We start from the raw sequence: 19,334 nt of genomic DNA, 5'->3' as shown, positions 1-19,334 counted from the left end.
GCTAAGGAAGAGAACTTAAGTCATGGCGAAACTGAGTTCGATCAACAAGAACGAGCGCCGCAAGAAGCTGGTGAAGAAATATGCCGGCCGTTATGCAAAGCTCAAGGCGATCGCGAATGATAACGCGGCCGACGACAGCGATCGTCTGATCGCGCGTCTGAAGATGGCGGAAATTCCCCGCAACGGTAACCCGACCCGCGTTCGGAACCGCTGCGAGATGACCGGCCGTCCGCGTGCCTATTACCGCAAGTTCCGGCTCTGCCGTATTCAGCTGCGCGATCTGGCCAATAAGGGCCTGATCCCCGGCGTCACCAAGTCGAGCTGGTAAGGATATCATCTCATGGCATTGACCGATCCCTTGGGTGATATGCTCACCCGCATCCGCAACGGGCAGCAGGCGAAGAAGGACAGCGTTATGTCCCCGGCGTCCAAGCTGCGCGCCCGCGTGCTCGACGTGCTTCAGCGTGAAGGCTACATCCGTGGCTATTCCGAAGAAGACCTTGGCAGCCATCCTGGCCTGCGCATCGAGCTGAAATATTTCGAAGGCCAGCCGGCGATCAAGCATGTCGCCCGCGTGTCCAAGCCTGGCCGCCGCGTTTACTCGGGTTCGAAAGAGCTGCCGGTGATCCGCAACGGCCTTGGCATCACCATTGTCTCGACGCCTCGCGGCGTTCTGTCCGACGCCGAAGCGCGTGAGCAGAATGTCGGCGGCGAAGTGCTGGCGGAGGTGTTCTAATGAGCCGCATCGGTAAAAAGCCGGTCGCGATCCCTGCGGGGGTCACCGCGACCATCGAAGGCGGACAGCTGTCGGTCAAGGGTCCGAAGGGCACGCTCGCCCTGCAGATGCGCGACGAAATCAGCTACACGCTGGAAAATGACGGCATCTCCGTTCAGCCCGCCAACAAGACCAAGGCGGCGCGCGCCTTTTGGGGCATGCAGCGGACGCTGGTGCAGAACCTGATCACCGGCGTGACGGAGGGCTTCTCCAAGAAGCTGCTCATCACCGGTGTCGGCTACCGCGCCAACTCGCAGGGCAAGAACCTGAAGCTGCAGCTCGGCTACTCGCATGACGTCGACTACGCGATCCCCGAAGGGATCGAGATCAAGACCCCGGATAACACCACGGTCGAGATCAGCGGCATCGACAAGCAGCAGGTAGGCCAGGTCGCCGCCGAGATCCGTCGCTGGCGCAAGCCCGAACCCTATAAGGGCAAGGGCATCAAGTACGCCGGCGAGTTCATCTTCCGCAAGGAAGGGAAGAAGAAGTAAGATGGCAAAGCTTTCCCTCTTCGCGCGGCGTCGTCGCCGCGTTCGCACCGCGCTCAAGGCGGTATCGGGCACGCGTCCGCGTCTGAGCATCCACCGTTCGGGCCGTCACATCTACGCCCAGGTAATCGACGATGCGCAGGGCAAGACCCTGGCCGCCGCGTCGACCCTGGACAAGGATGTGCGCGACAAGACCGGCGCAACCGCTGCGGCGGCTGCCGATGTCGGCAAGCGCGTCGCCGCTGCGGCGACCGCCGCTGGCGTCACCCGCGTCGTGTTCGACCGTGGTGGCTTCCTGTTCCATGGCCGCGTCAAGGCGCTGGCCGACGCGGCTCGTGAAGCCGGGCTGGAGTTCTGATCATGGCTGACGAAAACACCAACGAAGTCGTCGCACCCGTCGAGGGTGGCGAGACTGCACCGACCGAAAACCGCGGTCCCGGCCGTGGCCGTGGCAACCGTGGCGGTGGTGACCGCAACCGTGGCGAGCGTGGCGGCCGTGGCCGTCGCGACGATCGCCGTGGCGGCAACCGCGACGAAGATCAGGGCGAAGAACTGATCGAGAAGCTGGTTCACATCAACCGCGTCAGCAAGACCGTCAAGGGCGGCAAGCGCTTCGGTTTCGCGGCTCTGGTCGTCGTGGGCGACGGCAAGGGTCGTGCGGGCTTCGGCCATGGCAAGGCGCGCGAAGTGCCTGAAGCCATCAGCAAGGCGACTGCCGCCGCCAAGAAGGCGATGGTCCGCGTTCCGCTGAAGGAAGGCCGCACGCTGCATCATGATGGCCTGGGCCATTTCGGTGCGGGCAAGGTGACCGTCCGTTCGGCGCCTGCCGGTACGGGTATCATCGCCGGTGGTCCGATGCGCGCTGTGTTCGAAGCGCTCGGCGTCGCAGATGTCGTGACCAAGTCGAACGGCACGTCGAACCCCTATAACATGATCCGTGCAACCTTCGCGGCGCTGGGCGAACAGACCAGCCCCAAGTCGGTGGCGCAGCGTCGCGGCAAGAAGGTCGCCGACCTTCTGCGTCGTGGCGGTGCCTCCGCTGAAGTCGCGCAGGCCGATGCCGAAGCGATTGCGGAGTAACTGACATGGCAACCATCAAGATCAAGCAGATCGGTTCGCCGATCCGCCGCCCTGCTGACCAGAAGAAGATTCTGATCGGCCTGGGTCTGGGCAAGATGAACCGCGTGGTGGAACTTGAAGACACGGCGGAAGTCCGCGGTGCAATCAAGAAGCTGCCCCACATGGTGGCGGTGGTCGAAGGCTGAACCCTTCGTTCCACGACGAGATCGGAAAGGGCCGGTTCGCACGCGCGAATCGGCCCTTTCCTTTTTGGCTCAAGCCTCGGCATTCGCGCACTTTCCTATATGCCCCGATCATGACACCCTCGCGGTCGGATGGGTCAGGGGAAGGGATATTACAAAGCGCGATGATAATGATTTATCAGGATGGTTAGAGCGTTCCCCGGCGAAAGCCGGGGTCCAGGCCAGCACTCGGAACTTGGTCCCGGCTTTCGCCGGAGAATAGGTTCTGGTCAATGTAGTTTAGTATAATATAATTTCCTAGTCACGCATCATAATGTCAAAGTTGGCGGGAAATGTGCGAAGTTAAGGGAGCCTTATCCTACAGCGACCTTGTCGCCGCCGGGTCGACTACTGCTTGCTCCATATGACGCATTAGGGGGTGACAACCCCGCCGCACCCCGCTATGGGCCGCGCTTCCCAATTTAGCGCGAACCAAGCGAAAGCGAGTGCACGATATGACTTTTAAGCTGAACGACATCCGTGACAATGATGGCGCCCGCAAGGGCCGTATGCGCGTCGGACGCGGCATCGGCTCGGGCAAAGGCAAGACCGCCGGTCGCGGCCAGAAGGGTGCCAAGGCGCGTTCGGGCGTCGCCATCAACGGCTTTGAGGGTGGCCAGATGCCGCTCCACATGCGTATCCCGAAGCGCGGCTTCAACAACATCTTCGCGAACGATTATGCGATCGTGAACCTGGGCGCGGTGCAGAAGGCGATCGACGCGGGCAAGCTGGACGCTGCTGCGACCATCGACCAGGCTGCGCTCAACGCCGCCAACCTGACCCGCGGTGGCAAGGACGGCGTCCGTCTGCTCGCCAAGGGCGAACTGACCGCCAAGGTCAGCTTCCTGGTCGCCGGCGCGTCGAAGAGCGCGATCGACGCCGTCGAAAAGGCCGGTGGCAAGGTCGACGTGATCGAAGTCGTTCCCGCCGCTGAAAAGGCGAAGGCCAAGAAGGGCACTACCCTGGCCGCCAAGAAGGCCGCGCATAAAGGCTGATCCGCCTTCCAAGACTTGCAAGCCCAGACTTGCAACAACGGCCCCGCTGCCCGATATGGGTCGGCGGGGTCACGCGTATCGGGGGGAATCCATTTGTCGCATCGGCGACAACTCCCCGTTCGACACGCTGGACCCGTCCCGCTAAGGGATGAGCGATTCCGTTCCGGGCCTGGTTCCCGGCAAAAGTGATTTGAAGGGCAGCCACCATGGCATCGAGAGCCGACCAGCTCGCATCCAATCTCAGCCTCGCGAAGTTCAGCCAGGCGACCGACCTCAAGAAGCGCCTGTGGTTTACGCTCGGCGCATTGATCGTGTTCCGCTTCCTCAGCTTCGTGCCGCTGCCCGGCGTCGATCCGACCGCCCTGTCGCAGCTGTACAGCCAGACCAATGGCGGCATCCTCGACATCTTCAACACCTTCTCGGGTGGGTCGCTGTCGCGCATGAGCCTGATCGCGCTGGGCGTCATGCCCTATATCACCGCGTCGATCGTGGTGCAGCTGGCCGCCAGCCTCTCGCCGCAACTCGCGGCGATCAAGAAGGAAGGCGAAAGCGGGCGCAAGAAGCTCAACCAGTGGACCCGCTACGGCACCGTCGGCCTCACCGCGGTGCAGGGCTATTTCATCGCCGTGGGTCTGGAAAGCTTCGGCGCCCAGTCGGGTGTCGCCGCGGTGATCGAACCGGGCCTGCTGTTCCGCCTGACCGCGGTCGTGTCGCTGATCGGCGGCACCATGTTCCTGATGTGGCTGGGTGAACAGATCACCTCGCGCGGGATCGGCAACGGCGTGTCGCTCATCATCATGGCGGGCATCGTCGCCCAGCTGCCCGTGACGCTCAGCAACCTGTTCAAGTCGGGCAGCGAAGGCTCGATCTCGGGCCTGCTGATCTTCCTGGTGATGGTGATGGCCGTGGGCCTCATCCTGCTGATCTGCTTCATGGAGCGGGCGCAGCGCCGGGTGCTGATCCAATATCCCAAGCGCCAGACGCGCCAGGGCTTGATGCAGGCCGACCGCAGCCATCTGCCGCTCAAGGTCAACACCGCTGGCGTCATCCCGCCAATCTTCGCGTCCTCGCTGCTGTTGATGCCGCTGACCATCTCGCAGTTCGCGGGTCAGACCGTCGCTGGCGAAAGCAAGTGGGGCGATTTCGTCCTGACGCTCAACCAATATCTGTCGCATGGCAGCCCGGTCTATATGGGCCTTTATGGCCTGGGCATCGTCTTCTTCTGCTTCTTCTACACCGCCGTGGTGTTCAATCCGGAAGAGACGGCCGACAATCTCAAGCGCAATGGCGGCTTCATCCCCGGCATCCGTCCGGGCAAGAATACCGAAAATTATCTCGATTATGTGCTGACGCGCATCACCGTCATCGGTGCGGCCTATCTGGCCTTCATCTGCCTGGTGCCGGAATTTGCCATCGCACGCGCGGGCATCCCTTTCTATCTGGGTGGGACCAGCCTGCTGATCGTCGTCAACGTCACCGTCGACACCGTGACCCAGATCCAGAGCCATCTGCTCGCCCATCAATATGGCGACCTGATCAAGAAGGCGAAGCTCAAGGGCCGTCTGCGCTAAGACGGTTCGACACAGGGCGCAAAAACAGGGGAGTATGCGCGCAATGAACATCATATTGCTTGGCCCGCCGGGTGCCGGGAAGGGCACGCAGGCCGGTCATCTGGTCGATGATCGCGGCATGGTGCAATTGTCCACCGGCGACATGCTGCGCGCAGCGGTAAAGGCAGGCACGCCCGTCGGGCTTCAGGCCAAGGCATTGATGGAATCCGGCGCGCTGGTGCCCGACGAAGTCGTCTCCGGCATCATCGGCGAGGCGCTCGATGCGTTGGCGCCGGAAACCGGCGTGATCTTCGACGGCTATCCCCGCACGGAGGCGCAAGCCCATTCGCTCGACACCATATTGTCGGACCGCAATCGCACGCTCGATCATGTGATCGAACTGGAAGTGAACGAAGACGCGCTGGTGGAGCGTATCACCGGCCGCTTCACCTGTGCGACCTGTGGCGCTGGCTATCATGACAGCTTCAAGCAGCCCAAGGTCGAAGGCGAGTGCGACAAGTGCCACGGGCACGAGTTCAAGCGCCGCCCCGACGATAATGAGGAAACCGTGCGTACCCGCATGGCCGAATATCGCGCCAAGACCGCGCCGATCCTGCCGATCTACGAAGCCCGCGGCATCGTGTCGCGGGTCGATGGCATGGCCGACATGAACGAAGTGACCCGCGCGGTCGCGGCGATCCTGGACGGCGAGGCGGGCTGACCTGACTGCCTGCCTGCCTTATAGGGCAGGGCTAGGAATGATGAATAGGGGCTGGTCCGGCGATGCTCGTGCCAGCCCCTTTTCATGTCGGTCCGCAGTGCCTTATGCCGACGAGCCATGATGTCCTGTTCCCCGGCGCAGGCCGGGGTCCAGTTCAGAGCATGGAACTGGACCCCGGCCTGCGCCGGGGAACACTCGTTATAGCGTCTTATCAATGCCGCTTGGTACGGGGTAAGGCTGAAGAGCCATATGCACGCCACCATCGCAACGCGCCATCATGTCCCGCCGCCACGCAGTCAGAAAAGTTCTGAAAGAGATCAGCAAAGAAAAATCCACCCATATCTGCCGTTAACCACGATCTTAACGGATTCATTGCCCCGCTGTTGCTAGGGAAGGCGGCATGACGGGAACGCCGCTCCATCGTGGCCGCTTGACGGAACTGGACGCCTTGCGAGGCATCGGGGCGCTATGCGTGCTGATCTTCCACTATTCGACCCGCTTCCATGAGCTGTTTCCCCAGGCGTCGCATGTGCCGTTCAGCTTTCCGGGCGGCAATTATCGCGTCCTGCTGTTCTTCACCATTTCCGGGTTTGCGATCTTCTTCACGCTCGATCGCATCCGCACCGTCGCCGATTTTATCGTCAATCGCGTCGCCCGGCTCTATCCAGCCTATCTGGTTGCGATGCTGCTGACGCTGTCGATCGAATATCTCGCCCACGCCACGCGGTTGCTGATCGGCCCGGTCGCGATCCTCGCCAATTTCACCATGTTGCAGGGCTTCGCCTTCATACCGGCCGTCGATGGCGCCTATTGGACGCTGACGGTCGAGATCGCCTTCTATGTGTGCATGATCGGCATCTGGAAATTTGCCGGGTTACGCCGCCTGGAGCCGGTGCTCGCCGCATGGCTGGCGGTGCGCTGGCTGTTCTGGTTCTGGCCGGACATGCCCGAACGCGTCATCATGTTGCTGGTGCTGCGCTACACGCCCTTCTTCGTGATCGGCATGTTGGCCTATCGGCTCTGGTCGGGGCAACGCAGCGTTCGCCAACAAGCGCCCTATGCGGCGCTGGCGCTGCTGTCGATCGCGACGATGGAAACATGGGACGTTACGATCGTGGGCTGCGTGCTGCTGGTCGCCTTCCTGGCGCTGATTCACGGCAAGCTGCGCTTCCTGGCGTTGCGCCCGCTCATCTGGCTGGGCGGGATCAGCTACAGCTTCTACCTGATCCACCAGCATGTCGGTTTCGTCGTGATGCTGGAATTTGCCCGCGCGGGCTACAGCCCCTGGATCGGCTTCGCCGCCGCCTTCCTGGTCGCGCTGGGGCTGGGCACGGTCATCAACCGTCTGGTCGAGCGTCCGGCGGGGGAGGCGATCATCGCCTGGTGGAAGCGCCGCCGCGACAAACGCCCGGCGCCATCGCGCCCCGTCACCAGCCAGGGGTGAAAGGGGCGCCGCCGGTCCCGGCCGCGCCCACTGTCCTTTTACTGCGCGACTGGCGCTGCCGCCGCCGCATTTTCAGGCAGGCCGCCCATCTGCGTCACCATCTTGGTATAGGCGTCGAGATAGGCGAGCACGATCACTTGGCCGATATCGGTATTCTGGTAACCGCCGCCGCCGACCGCCGCCAGACCGCTCATCCAGCCAAGCCCGCCGCCACCGCCGAAGCTGAGGTCCGATTTACGGAAATAGCCTTCCGCCATCACCTCTTCCTCAGTCGTGCGCGCGTTCACGACCGACAGCATCACATTGGCTTCGCTCTTCTTGACCGAAATGCCACCGGCCAGCGCGCCCAACGTGCGTCCGCCCAGGAAACCGCCGACCAGACCGCCGATGGCGTTGCCGCCGCTGTTCCGGTTGGTGGTGACGATGTCGGGCTGGATGAAATAGTCGGCCGCCTTGACCTGACCCTTGCCCAGATTCGACCCGGCCTGCAATTCGCCCGAATCCGCCATCGCGCGTTCCATGTTGCGGCTCGCCATCGACCGGCCGCGATTGACGATGCCGAAACAGCCGGACTGCTGGACGAACAATTTGATGATCGCTTCGGGGCTGCCCAGATTGAGTTCGCGCCACCACTGATTGTCAGGCTCCACGATCGCGACGGTGCCCAGCCGCTTGGTGCAGCGCGGGATCTCCATCTGCTTCCGTGTCTGCGCCTGACGACCCGACGATCCCTTGTCGGCCGCCATCGCCTGCGGTGCGACCATCGACAGGCACATCATGGCTGTCGTCAGCTTTTTCAATCCACGCATTTCAGGAACCCCGTTTGTTGCTTGATGTTTGAAATTCTGTTGCCCCATACCTGCGAATGCTTATCACAATGGGTCGTCGCTTCCAAGGGAAGCGCCGCGCAGATGACGGGGTTTGTCATCGATCGCGCGGCATGTGCGACCCTGCTGACAGCGCGTGAAATCACTGCTATCGGCGCGGCATGACCGAACTCAGCCATATCCGTAACTTTTCCATCATCGCCCATATCGACCATGGCAAATCGACGTTGGCCGACCGCCTGATCCAGCGCACCGGCGGCCTGACCGACCGGGAGATGAGCGCCCAGGTTCTCGACAATATGGACATCGAGAAGGAGCGCGGCATCACGATCAAGGCGCAGACGGTGCGCCTGGATTATACCGCCCAGGACGGCCAGACCTATGAGCTGAACCTGATGGACACGCCCGGTCATGTCGATTTCGCCTATGAAGTGTCGCGGTCGCTGGCCGCATGCGAGGGCGCGCTGCTGGTCGTGGACGCGGCGCAGGGCGTGGAAGCGCAGACGCTGGCCAATGTCTATCAGTCGATCGAGCATGACCATGAGATTGTGCCGGTGCTCAACAAGATCGATCTGCCCGCCGCCGAACCGGAAAAGGTGCGCAAGGAAATCGAGGATGTGATCGGCCTCGACGCGTCCGAAGCCGTGCTGGCAAGCGCCAAGTCGGGCATTGGCATCGATGAAATCCTCGAAGCCATCGTCAAGAAAATCCCCCCGCCCAAGGGCGATCGCAATGCGCCGTTGGAAGCGATGCTGGTCGATAGCTGGTACGATCCCTATCTGGGCGTCGTCATCCTGGTCCGCGTCGTCAACGGGGTCATCAAAAAAGGCCAGGCGATCAAGTTCATGATTGGCGGCACCGAACATCTGATCGACCGGGTCGGCTGTATGCGGCCCAAGATCGAGACGCTGCCCGAACTGGCGGCGGGCGAAATCGGCTTCATCACCGCGCAGATCAAGGAAATCGCGCAGACCCGCGTCGGCGACACCATCACCACGGTGAAGAATGGCGCGACCAAGCCGCTGCCGGGCTTCAAGGAAGTGCAGCCGGTGGTGTTCTGTGGCCTGTTCCCGGTCGACGCCAATGATTTCGACAAGCTGCGCGATTCGATCAGCAAGCTGCGCCTCAATGACGCCAGCTTCTCCTTCGAAATGGAGAGCAGCGCGGCGCTCGGCTTCGGCTTCCGCTGCGGCTTCCTCGGCCTCCTCCATCTGGAAATCATCCAGGAGCGGCTGACCCGCGAATATGACCTTGACCTCATCACCACCGCGCCGTCGGTGGTGTACAAGATCCAGCTGACCTATGGCGCGGGCGAGATCGAACTGCACAATCCGGCCGACATGCCCGACCCGACCAAGATCGACGAGATCGAGGAGCCGTGGATCGAGGCGATCATCTATTGCCCCGACGAATATCTCGGCTCCATCCTGAAACTCTGCCAGGACCGACGCGGCATCCAGAAGAACCTGACCTATGTAGGCGGGCGCGCACAGGTGACCTACGAACTGCCCTTGAACGAAGTGGTGTTCGACTTCTACGACCGGCTGAAGAGCATCAGCCGGGGCTATGCCAGCTTCGACTATCACCAGATCGGCTATCGCGAGGGCGATCTGGTCAAGATGAGCATCATGGTCAACTCCGAACCCGTCGATGCGCTCAGCATGATCGTCCATCGCGGCACGGCGGAATCGCGCGGGCGCGGCATGTGCGAACGGCTGAAGGATCTGATCCCCCGCCACCTGTTCAAGATCCCGATTCAAGCGGCGATCGGCGGCAAGGTGATCGCGCGCGAGACGATCGCGGCGATGCGCAAGGACGTTACCGCCAAATGCTATGGCGGCGACATCAGCCGCAAGAAGAAGCTGCTCGACAAGCAGAAGGAAGGCAAGAAGCGGATGCGCGAATATGGCAGCGTCCAGATCCCGCAGGAAGCCTTCATCGCCGCGCTGCGCATGGGCGACGAGAACTGATCCGATGCGACGGACGCTTGCGCGGACGGCGATTTGGCTTATTCTGGTCGCGTGAACGAGCATACGCCTCTAACGTCCGAGTTTGATACGCCGGAACAGGCCATCGCCTGGGAAATATGGCTGAACGCCAAGGTGGCCGCGTCACTGGCAGACCAGCGCCCCCCGGTGGCGCATGACGAAGCCATGGCGCGGGCGCGGGCGATCATTCAGGCCAAGGCGCGCGACGGGGCGTGATGCGGTTGCTTTGGCGCGCCAGCGCGCTGGACGATCTTGAGGCCGTCATCAGCTATATTGCGCAGCGCAATCCAGCGGCAGCGATCCGATTGCAGGACGCGATAGAGGCCTGTGCCGAGCGATTGGCCGAGCATCCTTTTCTGTATCGCATCGGGCGCGTGGGTGGCATGCGCGAAGCGGTTGTGCATCCCAACTATATCCTGATGTATCGGGTGACGAGTGACTCGGTTGAAATCGTCAATCTTGTCCATGCGCGCCGGGAATATCCATGATCGATCCCCACGCGGCCCTGACCGGACAGGTCGCGCGGATCGAGCGGGCGGCGGCGTTTCTGGCCAACGGCATGTCGCTGGGCCTGTGCCCGCACGCGGCGGCGCGGCGGCGCGATTCGATGTCGGCCAAGCTGATCGGCAACGGTTTGCGCGAACTCGACCTGTTCCTCACGGACCTGATCGTGGAGGCGGGGCGGGTCCACAGGCTGGGCGCGGCGGCGGGGGGCGATCCCGGTATCCATCCGGGCCGCCGCATCTATAGCGCCGCCGAAGCGTGGCGGCGCACTGCGCCGCAACTGGGCCTGGCGGTCGAGGCGCGCGCGCGGTTGCGCGCTATGCGCGCGGCGCAAAACCGCCATTGTTTCGGACGCTTGCGCGGCCAGGATGCGGAGGCGGCGATGCAACGCGCCTGTGCCGATTATGCGCGGCTGGCGGGCGAGGTGCTGGCGGCGGTTGGGGAGAGGTAGGGGTACGCACCACTTCGTACCATCGCACGGCTCGCTCCGATGAAACTGGTCGACCGCACCCGCCGCGCGTCTTGACGCGCCGACCGGGCCATGATCAAGTCGCTATGCTGTGGCAAGGGAGACGGCGTGAGCGACATCTGGCTATATGACGAACATCCCGCGATGTTCCGGGCGCATCCGCTGCTCTTCCTTTTGCTGCTGGTATCGGTCGTGGGCATTATCGGCATCGGCATCTGGTGGGTGCAGCATAAGGGCGAGCGACTGGCGCTGAGCGAACGCGAAGTCCTGCTGGAGCGCGGGCTGCTCGCCAAGCAGCGCACGGAAATCGCGCTGACCAGCATCCGGTCGGTGCGCATCACGCAAAGTTTCGGCCAGCGCCTCTTTGGCGTCGGCCATGTCGAACTGTTCAGCGCGGGCGACGTCGCCGAAATCGCGATCAAGAATATGCCGCGGCCCGACCGCATCCGGGCGATCGCCGCCGCTCGCAACCTGGATCTGCTGCCGCAACGATAGACTATTTCGTCCAGCCCCTTGACTTGGGCGGATTTATTTCAACGATAGCGTAACCATATGAGGGGCCGAAGAGCCCCATCGCAAGAGGACGCCATGTCAGGAACGACCGTCCACAAAGGTGTGGGCGGCGCTAAAAGGGGTCGTCCATGGTGGGCTTGCGCGTGATGCCGTCTTTGACGGACCTGACAGCCGAACAGCGGGCCGACATACGCCAGTCGTGCGGCTTTGCCTGCGTGCGGTGCGGGGTGACGATCTATCGCTATCTGGGCCTGCCCGATGCGCCGGGCGCGACCCTGCTATGTCCGACCTGCCACGGGCTGGTGGAGGAGGGGCGGTTGACCGCGACCCAGGTCCATAGTTTCCACGCCAACCCCGTCGTGCGCCAGCGCCACTTCGCGCGCGACCGGCTGCCCTTTTCGGCGGAGATGCCGCAACTGATCGTCGGTGGATCGCGCACCCTGCGTGACACGCCGATCCCGATCACGCTGGAAGGCGAGCCGATCCTGATGTTCGCGCCGCCGCGCCGCACCAATGGCGCGACGCGCATCAGCGTGCGGCTCGGCTCGCCGGATGGCGTGGCGACGCAGGTGATCGACGGCAATGAATGGAAGCCTACCGACGGCAGTTGGCACTTCCTGCTGCGCGGCGACCGCTACAGCATGATGGCGTCGCGGGGCGACGGGCTGGCGGTGCTGCGCGTCGTCGCGCGCAACCGGATCGCGGTGGAACATCTGCGCACCACCATCAACGGCCGCCGACTGGAGGTTACCCCCGACTGGCTGGAGATCGACGGCAAACGCTATGTCGACAAGATCGGCAGCGGGACGCTGATCGGGCTGGAGCTTTAGGATTTCGGACGGGCGCGAAAGTCCATCGCCACCGGGCGCATGACGCCGTCGCTGCGCACCCGGACGCGGACCAGCCCCTGCAGCCGCGGATCGGCCAGCTTGCGCGACAGGGCGATCGCCTGCGATTGCGAGGCGAAGAAAATCCCACTTTCCAGCCCGCGCACCTGACGGCGCGTGCCCAGCGTCGCGCGCAAAATGATGGCGCAATCCTGCGCGCCGTCCTGCGCGGACGGCAGGGGCCGCACCGCCCGGATATGCGGCGCCACACCGATCACGCACAGCGCATCGGCCAGCCCGGGATCGGCGCGGCTCTCCCCCTCGCGCGCTGGTGCGGTCGGCCAAGCATAGCGATATTGCACATAGTGACCGCGCAGCAGGTCGCGCGGGTCATAGCCTTCGATCGGGATCAGCCAGTCCTGCCCCTGTTGCGCCTGGCGATGCGTGACCGCCCACATCGCAGCCAGCGCCGACAGCGGCAGCAGCAATGCCCCGGCAAGCAGCAGGCGATGGCGGGCGGGCGTCATGCTGTCTCCTCCCGCGCCGGGGCGTAACGGCGCGACAGCCGCACCGTCGCCCAGGCGACAGCCATGGCGAACAGGCCCGACAGGATCAGCCCGACGCCGCTGCCCAGCAGGTCGTCGTTGAGTTCGAAGCTCAGGATGATAATGCGCAACGCGAGCAGCGCGACCGCGGCCTGAAAGATGCGCCGCCAATGCGCATGGATCGCCGCCGCGGCGACCGCGCCCCATAGCAGTAGGAAGAAGAGGCAGGCGATCAACGTGCGGCCCGTGCCATGCAGCGCAGGCAACAAAGCCTGACCAAGATGCAGCCCCGCGGCGACCACCAGCAGCCCCGCGGTCGCCCGCCCGGATGCCGTCTGTCGCGCCATTCCGATCGCTCCCGCCGCGCACAGCATCGCGACGCTCTGGATCTCGGCGCTCCCTGGCAGGACCGCGCTGTCGCTGTCCCACCCGCGCACCAGCAGGATGACACTGACACCGGTGAAGACGATGGCGACGGCCATCTGCTCGATCAGTCGCCAGAAGGCGGGCCGGTCGCTCACGCCTCGCATCCACGCGGCCACCCCGGCAACCAGAATCGGCGGACAGGCGATCAGCCCCCAATAGAGCGCCGCATGGGGCGGTTCGACCCGGCCGAACGCCGACCAGAGATGCCCATGATCATCGGCATGCGCCCATAGCGTGCCCAGCAATCCGACCATCCACAGCCCCGCAACGGGCCAGCCTCGCCCGAACAGCAGCAACAGCGGCGAAAACAGCAGCAGCCAGGCCAGCAGCGGCTGCCATAGCGGCGAACTGGTCTGATAGACCTGCCCGACATGGCCGAAGAAGGTCAGGCCCAGCCCCGCAAGCACGAACAGCATCGCGTCACTGACATGGTCGTTCAGCGCGCCCTTGGGCAGCCGCCACCAGATCCCGGCGGCCAGCGCGGCCATGATCGCAAAATGGATCGATAGCCGCACCGTCCCCGCAATCGCATCCCAATTGGCGGCGACGAGCGACACCAAGCCCAGCCCGATCGTCAGCGCGCAAAGGCCGATGATCGCCCACAGGCCGATCGGTCGGCTATGCGTGGCCTCCCACGCGCTGATCGCGCTGGCGGTATCGGCGTCGATCAGCCCCGCCGCTTGCCACGCCCTTAATTTGCGATCCGACATGGCGGACAGACTAGCCCGCCTGGCGCGAAGGGCAATGGCGTTGTTTCGCCAGCAACCACGCCCGCTATTGCGCGCTTTCCCCTTTGACGGAATCGCTATAGGGCGGCTTTCATGACCAATATCTTTCTCGTGATGGGCGGCGGCGCCGTGGGCGCCGCCTTGCGCTATCAATTGGGGCGTTTCGCCGGGCAGATCGCGCCCGGCACCGCCTGGCCCTGGGGCACCTTTGCCGCCAATCTGATCGGCGGTTTCGCCATGGGCCTGCTCGCCGGATGGCTGGCGCGCGGCAGCGCGGTGGCGGGTGAACCGATCCGCCTGTTGCTGGGCGTCGGCGTGCTGGGCGGCTTCACCACCTTTTCCGCCTTCAGCCTGGAAACCATGTTGATGATCCAGCGTGGCGACGTGGCACTGGCAAGCGGCTATGCGCTCGCCTCGGTGATCGGCGCGGTCGCGGCGCTGGCTTTGGGCCTGACGATCATGCGGAGTGTCGCGGCATGAAGGGGCGTCCTCCCGCCAGGCCCGGCGCTGGCGCCAGCGGCAAAGGCCCGCGCGACGGCAAGCCCGCAGGCCGCGCCGCCACCGGCAAGCCAGCGGACAAGCGTTCCGGCGACAAGCGCTTTGGCGACAAGAAGCCGGGCGGCGCGCCTGGCCGCGCCCGTGGCGGCGCGAAGGCGGCGACCGCGCGCAAGGGGGAGGGTGGCAAGCCCCCCTTCAAGCCCCGGACCAAATCCGCCGCGCCCGCCGCAGCCAAGGCCGCACCTGCCGCCGCGGCCAAGCCCGTCGCCGCCAAATCGAGCGCGCCCAAGGGTGTCTCGCTCGACGTGCGCCAGTTCCGCGTGGCGGCGGACGATGACGGCATCCGCCTCGATCGCTGGTTCCAGCGGCATCTGCCCGATGTCGGCTTCAACATCGTGTCGCGCTGGTCGCGCACCGGCCAGTTGCGCATCGACGGCGCGCGCGCCGCGCCGGGCGACCGCGTGGTGGAGGGGCAGACGATCCGCGTCCCCCGCCGAAGCGAAGCCCGACGCGCCCGAACGCGTCAAGCGCGTCCGCGTGATCGATCTGACCCCGGATGAGATTGCTTATGCGCAGGAGATGGTGATCCACCGGGACGATCAGGCGATCGTCATCAACAAGCCGCCCGGCCTCGCCACGCAGGGGGGCACCAAGACGGACGAGCATGTCGACAAACTGCTCGACGCGCTGCTGTTTGATGCGGACGCGCGGCCCAAGCTGGTCCATCGGCTGGACAAGGACACGTCTGGCGCGCTGCTGCTTGCCCGGTCCAGCCGCTCGGCCGCCCATTTCGCCAAGACCTTCTCCAGCCGCACCGCGCGCAAAGTCTATTGGGCGCTGGTGATCGGCGTGCCGTCGATCAACGACGGGATGATCGAACTGCCGCTCGCCAAGCAGCCGGGCACCGGTGGCGAGAAGATGCATGTCGATGAAGCCGAAGGGATGCCCGCCCGCACCCGTTACCGCGTGATCGAACGCGCCGGCAACCGCGCCGCCTGGGTCGAACTGCAACCCTATACCGGCCGCACGCATCAGTTGCGCGTCCATCTGGCCGCGATCGGCCATCCGATCGTGGGCGACGGCAAATATGGCGGGAAGGACAGCTTCCTGACCGGATCGATCAGCCGCAAGATGCACCTGCATGCGCGCCGCATCCGCGTCGATCATCCCGATGGCGGTCGGGTGGACGTGAAGGCGGACTTGCCGCCGCACTTCGCCAATAGCCTGTCCGACATGGGCTTCGACCTCAGCCTCGGCGACATGCTGCTGGACGATGAGATCGACCGCACCCCGACCCGCGAGGATGAAAAGAAATTCGCCCGGCAACATGCCAAGCAGGTGCGCAAGGAGCGTAAGGGCGAACGTCGGTCGCGGGGTGGCGGCCGCGACGAATGATGCCGACGGTGGTGAAGGGGCCATGAGCAACCGCCTCGTTGTCTTCGATTGCGACGGCACGCTGGTCGATAGCCAGCATGGCATATGCGCCGCCATGGTCCGCGCGTTCGAGGATGTGCAACTGCCCCCGCCCGATCGGCTGGCGATCCTGTCGGCGGTCGGCCTGTCGCTGCCCGTCGCGATGGCGCGGTTGCTGCCGGATGCGGAAGCGGACTTTCACGATCATCTGGCCGATCGCTACAAGCTGGCGTTCCAGGCGATGCGCCGCGAACAGGGCGTACAGGAACCGCTCTATCCCGGCATTGCCGATCTGGTGGCGGATCTGGACGCGGCCGGATGGCTGTTGGGCGTCGCGACCGGCAAGTCTGATCGCGGTCTTGCGCTCTGCCTCACCCATCATGGCATTATCGACCGGTTCGTGACGCTCCAGACCGCTGACCGTCATCCGTCCAAGCCGCATCCCTCGATGCTCCACACCGCCATAGCGGAGGCGGGGGCCGAGCCCGAAACCACAGTGATGATCGGCGACACCAGTTTCGACATCGCCATGGGGCGGGCCGCCGGGGTGCGCAGCATCGGCGTCGCCTGGGGCTATCATCCGCCGCGCGAGCTGGTCGCAGCGGGCGCCCATGCGGTGGCGATGGACAGCGCGCAATTGCGCCGCCATATCGACGCGCCATGACCGACCTGCCGCCCTCTCCCCCGCCAAAGCCCGATCCCGATTCGGTCGCGCGCCAACGCCATTTCGCCATCGGCCTGTTCCGCCTGTCGGGCGCGTTCATCGTCATGTTCGGCTTCGTCGCCATCATGCAGCGCTTTTCCTGGGTGCAGGGCAACAGCGCCAAGGCGTTCGGCGCGATCATGGTCGTCACCGGCCTGTTCCAGTTCATCGTCGTGCCGCGCCTGCTGCTGGCGCTGTTCCGCACGAAGCCGCCGCAATGAAGCGTTTCTACACCGACGTGACCGTCGTCGCGGAAGACGGCGGCTTCGCCATCCGGCTGGACGACCGCCCGGTGCGCACGCCCGCGCGTGCGCCGCTGTCGTTGCCGACCTCTGCCCTGGCCGGCGCGATCGCGCAGGAATGGCGGGTGCAGGGCGAGACGATCGATCCCGCGACCATGCCGATGACCGGCCTTGCCAATGCTGCGATCGACCATGTCGCGCCCAAACCCGCACCCTTTGCCGATGGCATCGCGCGCTACGCCGAGTCCGACCTGCTCTGCTATCGCGCCGTCGGGCCGGAAACCTTGGTCGCGCGGCAGGCGGCGGCGTGGGAACCGCTGCTGGACTGGGCGCGGGCGCGCTACGACGTGACCTTCGTCGTGACGCGGGGCGTCCTCCCGGTGCCGCAGCCCGAACAGACGCTGGCCCGGCTGGGCGCGGCGGTTAAGGCGCTCGATCCCTTCACGCTCGTCTGCCTGTCGACGCTGGTGACGCTCAGCGGCTCTTTGGTCTGTGCACTTGCCGTGGTGGAGGGCGGCCACGACCTGACCCAGGTCTGGCAAGCGGCCGAGATCGACGAAGCCTGGCAGGTCGAACAATGGGGCGAAGATAGCCTGGCCGCCACCCGCAGCGCCCAGCGCGCCGCCGATTTTGCCATGGCGGGCGTCTTTTGCACGCTCAGCCGTCGTTAGACGGTAGCGGAACCGGGACGCTACTTCGTTCATTCTGCCGCCAGAACGGTCTTGCTATGCCCGGCCGCTATCCCGCTTCCTGACCAAGGAGACCATATTTGGCCCCGACGTTCGCAAAACCTGTCCTGACGGCGCTGCTGGCTCTGTCCGCCGCGCTGGCATCCCCGGCACTGGCGCAGCAGGCGACGCCGGACGCCCCGCCGCCCGAAGCCGCGCCTGTTGAGGAGGCTGCCCCGGCCGCCCCCGCGCCGGAAGCCCGCGAACTCACCTCCGCGGAAATCAAGGCGTTCAACAAGGCGGTGACCGATTTCACCGCTGGCCAGACCGCCCAGCAAAAGGGCGACAACGCCACCGCCGTTTCCAAATATGACGCCGCGATCCCCGCCATCCGCACCGCGGTGGAGGCTGATCCGGCCAAGGGCGACAATGTCAATTTCCTCGCCAACGCGCTCTTTGCCGATGCGGCAGCCTATGGCGCGCTGGGGCAGAGCGACAAGCTGATCGCCCTTTACGCCGAAGCCGTGCCGCATTGGCGCAAGGTGGTAGCGGTTAAGCCCACCGATGTCCCCAGCCGCAACATATTGGCGGGCATCCTGATCGCGCTGGGCAACCAGAATCTGCGCGACCATGATCGCGGCGGCGCCGATCCCTTTTTCGAAGAAGCCCTGACTGTGGCGCGCCAGACGGTCGCGGACCAACCCGGCGACGCCGCGTCCAAGAACGTCCTGCTCTCCGCCCTCGTCGGCTCCAGCCAGACCACCACCCAGGAAGGCATTCGCGACGAAGCGATCGACATGGGCAAGACGATGATCGCCGACGGCACAATCGACGCGACCAACAAAGTGTCGATCGACACGATGACCGGGACAGCGGCGACCGAGGGGTAAGGCGAAAACGTTAGAAAATGAAGCGGCCGGGACAATATCTAGGCCATGCCCACATCGTCATGCCAGCGAAGGCTGGCATCCCGGGCGAAGGGCGGACCTTCCGGACTTACCCATTGCCGATCTTGTCGGCGTACAGCATCCGCCCCGGCCCCAGCAGGCCCAGCACTTGCGGCACGATATGCGGAGCCACCGCGAAGCAGCCTTCGGACCGGCCGCATTTGCCCCAGGCAGCCACATGGTCCTCGCTCACATAATCGGCGCCATGGATGACGATCGCGCGCGATTCGGCATTATTGTTCTGCGGGTCGAGGCCCAGCAGGCGCATCGACCGGCCATGCTGGCCGAAATACATGTCGCCCGTCTTGAACGCGCCCGATGAACTGGCGAGCGAATTGAACTCGTTGGAAAAGCTGTGCAGCCAGCCCGAATGCGCCGGATCGGACCCGCGCCCGTGGGAGACGAGATAGCTGCTGGTCTGCCCGCCGATCAGATCGACGATATGCATTCGCGCATTTTTCGACGGTGCATCGAAATCCACGATTGCCAGCCGGTCACGCAGCGCGAAGGCGTCGGCATGATGGTCCAGCGCCGCCTTTGCGCGCTCCAGCAGAGCGGCATAGGGTTTCTGCGCCACCGATGCGGGCGTCGCGGGGACGGTGGGGGGCGGGGGAACCGGCGTCGGACTCAGGGGTTCAGGTCCGGTCGAGGAGAGCGCGGCGCGACCCATGCTGTCCGACAGAAACGAAAAGGCGAGTCCGCTTAAAGCGAGCTTCGTAAAATTGCGGCGATCCATAGGTCGCCATATAGCAAAGCTGC

At 64.6% G+C, this 19,334-nt stretch carries 26 protein-coding genes and 1 pseudogene; 23 read left to right on the top strand and 4 right to left on the bottom strand.

The annotated features are described in order from the left end of the window. Window positions 1–22: 22 nt before the first annotated feature. The 10 genes from rpsN to U5A89_RS17095 all read left to right on the top strand — a co-directional run bounded on the left by rpsN (window position 23) and on the right by U5A89_RS17095 (window position 7,277). Window positions 23–328, top strand: a complete 306-nt coding sequence (gene rpsN / locus U5A89_RS17140; protein ID WP_088184262.1) for a 30S ribosomal protein S14 — start codon at window positions 23–25, stop codon at window positions 326–328. Between the two features lie 12 nt (window positions 329–340). Then, a complete protein-coding gene (gene rpsH / locus U5A89_RS17135; RefSeq protein WP_338162254.1) occupies window positions 341–736 on the top strand; it encodes a 30S ribosomal protein S8 in 396 nt (131 codons plus the stop codon). Continuing rightward, the gene (gene rplF, locus U5A89_RS17130) at window positions 736–1,269 is read left to right on the top strand and encodes a 50S ribosomal protein L6 (RefSeq protein WP_338162253.1); all 534 of its coding nucleotides are present in this window, start codon (window positions 736–738) and stop codon (window positions 1,267–1,269) included. Before rpsH ends, rplF begins: the two co-directional genes overlap by 1 nt. 1 nt (window position 1,270) lies before the next feature. Further along, on the top strand, window positions 1,271–1,624 hold the full coding sequence (gene rplR, locus U5A89_RS17125; RefSeq protein ID WP_338162252.1) for a 50S ribosomal protein L18: 354 nt from the start codon (window positions 1,271–1,273) through the stop codon (window positions 1,622–1,624). A gap of 2 nt (window positions 1,625–1,626) precedes the next feature. Beyond that, entirely contained in the window at window positions 1,627–2,346 is a 720-nt protein-coding gene (rpsE, locus tag U5A89_RS17120; protein WP_338162251.1) for a 30S ribosomal protein S5, read from the top strand. Window positions 2,347–2,351: 5 nt separating this feature from the next. Continuing rightward, the gene (gene rpmD, locus U5A89_RS17115; protein ID WP_338162250.1) at window positions 2,352–2,531 is read left to right on the top strand and encodes a 50S ribosomal protein L30; all 180 of its coding nucleotides are present in this window, start codon (window positions 2,352–2,354) and stop codon (window positions 2,529–2,531) included. Window positions 2,532–3,022: 491 nt separating this feature from the next. Next, window positions 3,023–3,562: a 50S ribosomal protein L15 gene (gene rplO / locus U5A89_RS17110; protein WP_338162249.1), complete on the top strand. Its 540-nt coding sequence runs from the start codon at window positions 3,023–3,025 to the stop codon at window positions 3,560–3,562. A gap of 206 nt (window positions 3,563–3,768) precedes the next feature. Then, on the top strand, window positions 3,769–5,133 hold the full coding sequence (gene secY / locus U5A89_RS17105) for a preprotein translocase subunit SecY (RefSeq protein ID WP_338162248.1): 1,365 nt from the start codon (window positions 3,769–3,771) through the stop codon (window positions 5,131–5,133). Window positions 5,134–5,176: 43 nt separating this feature from the next. Further along, complete coding sequence (locus tag U5A89_RS17100) at window positions 5,177–5,833, top strand: adenylate kinase (protein ID WP_338162247.1); 657 nt, start codon at window positions 5,177–5,179, stop codon at window positions 5,831–5,833. A 400-nt stretch (window positions 5,834–6,233) separates the two neighbouring features. Then, a complete protein-coding gene (locus U5A89_RS17095; protein WP_338162246.1) occupies window positions 6,234–7,277 on the top strand; it encodes an acyltransferase family protein in 1,044 nt (347 codons plus the stop codon). Window positions 7,278–7,315: 38 nt separating this feature from the next. On the opposite strand, the gene U5A89_RS17090 is transcribed toward U5A89_RS17095, so the two are convergent. Next, window positions 7,316–8,086, bottom strand: a complete 771-nt coding sequence (locus U5A89_RS17090) for a CsgG/HfaB family protein (protein WP_338162245.1) — start codon at window positions 8,084–8,086, stop codon at window positions 7,316–7,318. A gap of 24 nt (window positions 8,087–8,110) precedes the next feature. Between U5A89_RS17090 and U5A89_RS17085 the strand changes: the two genes are divergently transcribed. From U5A89_RS17085 to U5A89_RS17055, 7 genes are all read left to right on the top strand, one after another. Beyond that, window positions 8,111–8,269 (top strand): hypothetical protein, encoded by a 159-nt coding sequence (locus tag U5A89_RS17085; RefSeq protein WP_338162244.1) that lies wholly within the window; start codon window positions 8,111–8,113, stop codon window positions 8,267–8,269. Continuing rightward, window positions 8,266–10,074 carry a translation elongation factor 4 gene (gene lepA / locus U5A89_RS17080; protein ID WP_338162243.1) on the top strand — a complete coding sequence of 603 codons (1,809 nt, stop codon included), beginning with the start codon at window positions 8,266–8,268 and terminating at the stop codon, window positions 10,072–10,074. The genes U5A89_RS17085 and lepA overlap by 4 nt, the downstream gene beginning before the upstream one ends. Window positions 10,075–10,125: 51 nt before the next feature. Continuing rightward, a complete protein-coding gene (gene relB, locus U5A89_RS17075; RefSeq protein WP_338162242.1) occupies window positions 10,126–10,308 on the top strand; it encodes a type II toxin-antitoxin system RelB family antitoxin in 183 nt (60 codons plus the stop codon). After that, entirely contained in the window at window positions 10,308–10,580 is a 273-nt protein-coding gene (locus U5A89_RS17070) for a type II toxin-antitoxin system RelE/ParE family toxin (protein WP_338163090.1), read from the top strand. Before relB ends, U5A89_RS17070 begins: the two co-directional genes overlap by 1 nt. Further along, complete coding sequence (locus tag U5A89_RS17065) at window positions 10,577–11,047, top strand: hypothetical protein (RefSeq protein ID WP_338162241.1); 471 nt, start codon at window positions 10,577–10,579, stop codon at window positions 11,045–11,047. Before U5A89_RS17070 ends, U5A89_RS17065 begins: the two co-directional genes overlap by 4 nt. Window positions 11,048–11,173: 126 nt before the next feature. Continuing rightward, window positions 11,174–11,560 (top strand): PH domain-containing protein, encoded by a 387-nt coding sequence (locus U5A89_RS17060; protein WP_338162240.1) that lies wholly within the window; start codon window positions 11,174–11,176, stop codon window positions 11,558–11,560. Window positions 11,561–11,706: 146 nt separating this feature from the next. Continuing rightward, window positions 11,707–12,408 (top strand): hypothetical protein, encoded by a 702-nt coding sequence (locus U5A89_RS17055; RefSeq protein ID WP_338162239.1) that lies wholly within the window; start codon window positions 11,707–11,709, stop codon window positions 12,406–12,408. Here U5A89_RS17055 and U5A89_RS17050 read toward each other — a convergent pair. Both U5A89_RS17050 and U5A89_RS17045 read right to left on the bottom strand, forming a co-directional pair. Further along, window positions 12,405–12,932, bottom strand: a complete 528-nt coding sequence (locus tag U5A89_RS17050) for a GDYXXLXY domain-containing protein (RefSeq protein WP_338162238.1) — start codon at window positions 12,930–12,932, stop codon at window positions 12,405–12,407. The two genes, U5A89_RS17055 and U5A89_RS17050, sit on opposite strands and share 4 nt — an antisense overlap. Then, the gene (locus tag U5A89_RS17045) at window positions 12,929–14,086 is read right to left on the bottom strand and encodes a DUF2157 domain-containing protein (RefSeq protein ID WP_338162237.1); all 1,158 of its coding nucleotides are present in this window, start codon (window positions 14,084–14,086) and stop codon (window positions 12,929–12,931) included. Before U5A89_RS17045 ends, U5A89_RS17050 begins: the two co-directional genes overlap by 4 nt. Before the next feature lie 111 nt (window positions 14,087–14,197). On the opposite strand from U5A89_RS17045, the gene crcB reads away from it, so the two are divergent. The 6 genes and pseudogenes from crcB to U5A89_RS17015 all read left to right on the top strand — a co-directional run bounded on the left by crcB (window position 14,198) and on the right by U5A89_RS17015 (window position 18,518). Then, window positions 14,198–14,584 carry a fluoride efflux transporter CrcB gene (gene crcB, locus U5A89_RS17040; protein WP_338162236.1) on the top strand — a complete coding sequence of 129 codons (387 nt, stop codon included), beginning with the start codon at window positions 14,198–14,200 and terminating at the stop codon, window positions 14,582–14,584. Continuing rightward, a pseudogene (locus U5A89_RS17035) lies at window positions 14,581–15,997 on the top strand (RluA family pseudouridine synthase). The gene crcB and the pseudogene U5A89_RS17035 overlap by 4 nt, the downstream one beginning before the upstream one ends. Before the next feature lie 22 nt (window positions 15,998–16,019). After that, window positions 16,020–16,679, top strand: a complete 660-nt coding sequence (locus U5A89_RS17030) for an HAD-IA family hydrolase (RefSeq protein ID WP_338162235.1) — start codon at window positions 16,020–16,022, stop codon at window positions 16,677–16,679. After that, window positions 16,676–16,939: a hypothetical protein gene (locus U5A89_RS17025; RefSeq protein ID WP_338162234.1), complete on the top strand. Its 264-nt coding sequence runs from the start codon at window positions 16,676–16,678 to the stop codon at window positions 16,937–16,939. The genes U5A89_RS17030 and U5A89_RS17025 overlap by 4 nt, the downstream gene beginning before the upstream one ends. Further along, entirely contained in the window at window positions 16,936–17,631 is a 696-nt protein-coding gene (locus tag U5A89_RS17020; protein WP_338162233.1) for an ATP12 family chaperone protein, read from the top strand. The genes U5A89_RS17025 and U5A89_RS17020 overlap by 4 nt, the downstream gene beginning before the upstream one ends. A 98-nt stretch (window positions 17,632–17,729) precedes the next feature. After that, window positions 17,730–18,518, top strand: coding sequence for a hypothetical protein (locus U5A89_RS17015; protein ID WP_338162232.1), 789 nt, complete (start codon window positions 17,730–17,732; stop codon window positions 18,516–18,518). Window positions 18,519–18,624: 106 nt separating this feature from the next. On the opposite strand, the gene U5A89_RS17010 is transcribed toward U5A89_RS17015, so the two are convergent. Further along, window positions 18,625–19,311, bottom strand: coding sequence for a murein L,D-transpeptidase catalytic domain family protein (locus tag U5A89_RS17010; protein WP_338162231.1), 687 nt, complete (start codon window positions 19,309–19,311; stop codon window positions 18,625–18,627). Window positions 19,312–19,334: the final 23 nt, after the last annotated feature.

The sequence above is a fragment of the Sphingobium sp. HWE2-09 genome (assembly GCF_035989265.1).
Lineage (GTDB): Bacteria > Pseudomonadota > Alphaproteobacteria > Sphingomonadales > Sphingomonadaceae > Sphingobium.
The sequence above is the reverse complement of the archived record's forward strand: the minus strand, read 5'-3'. Positions and strand labels throughout refer to the sequence as shown.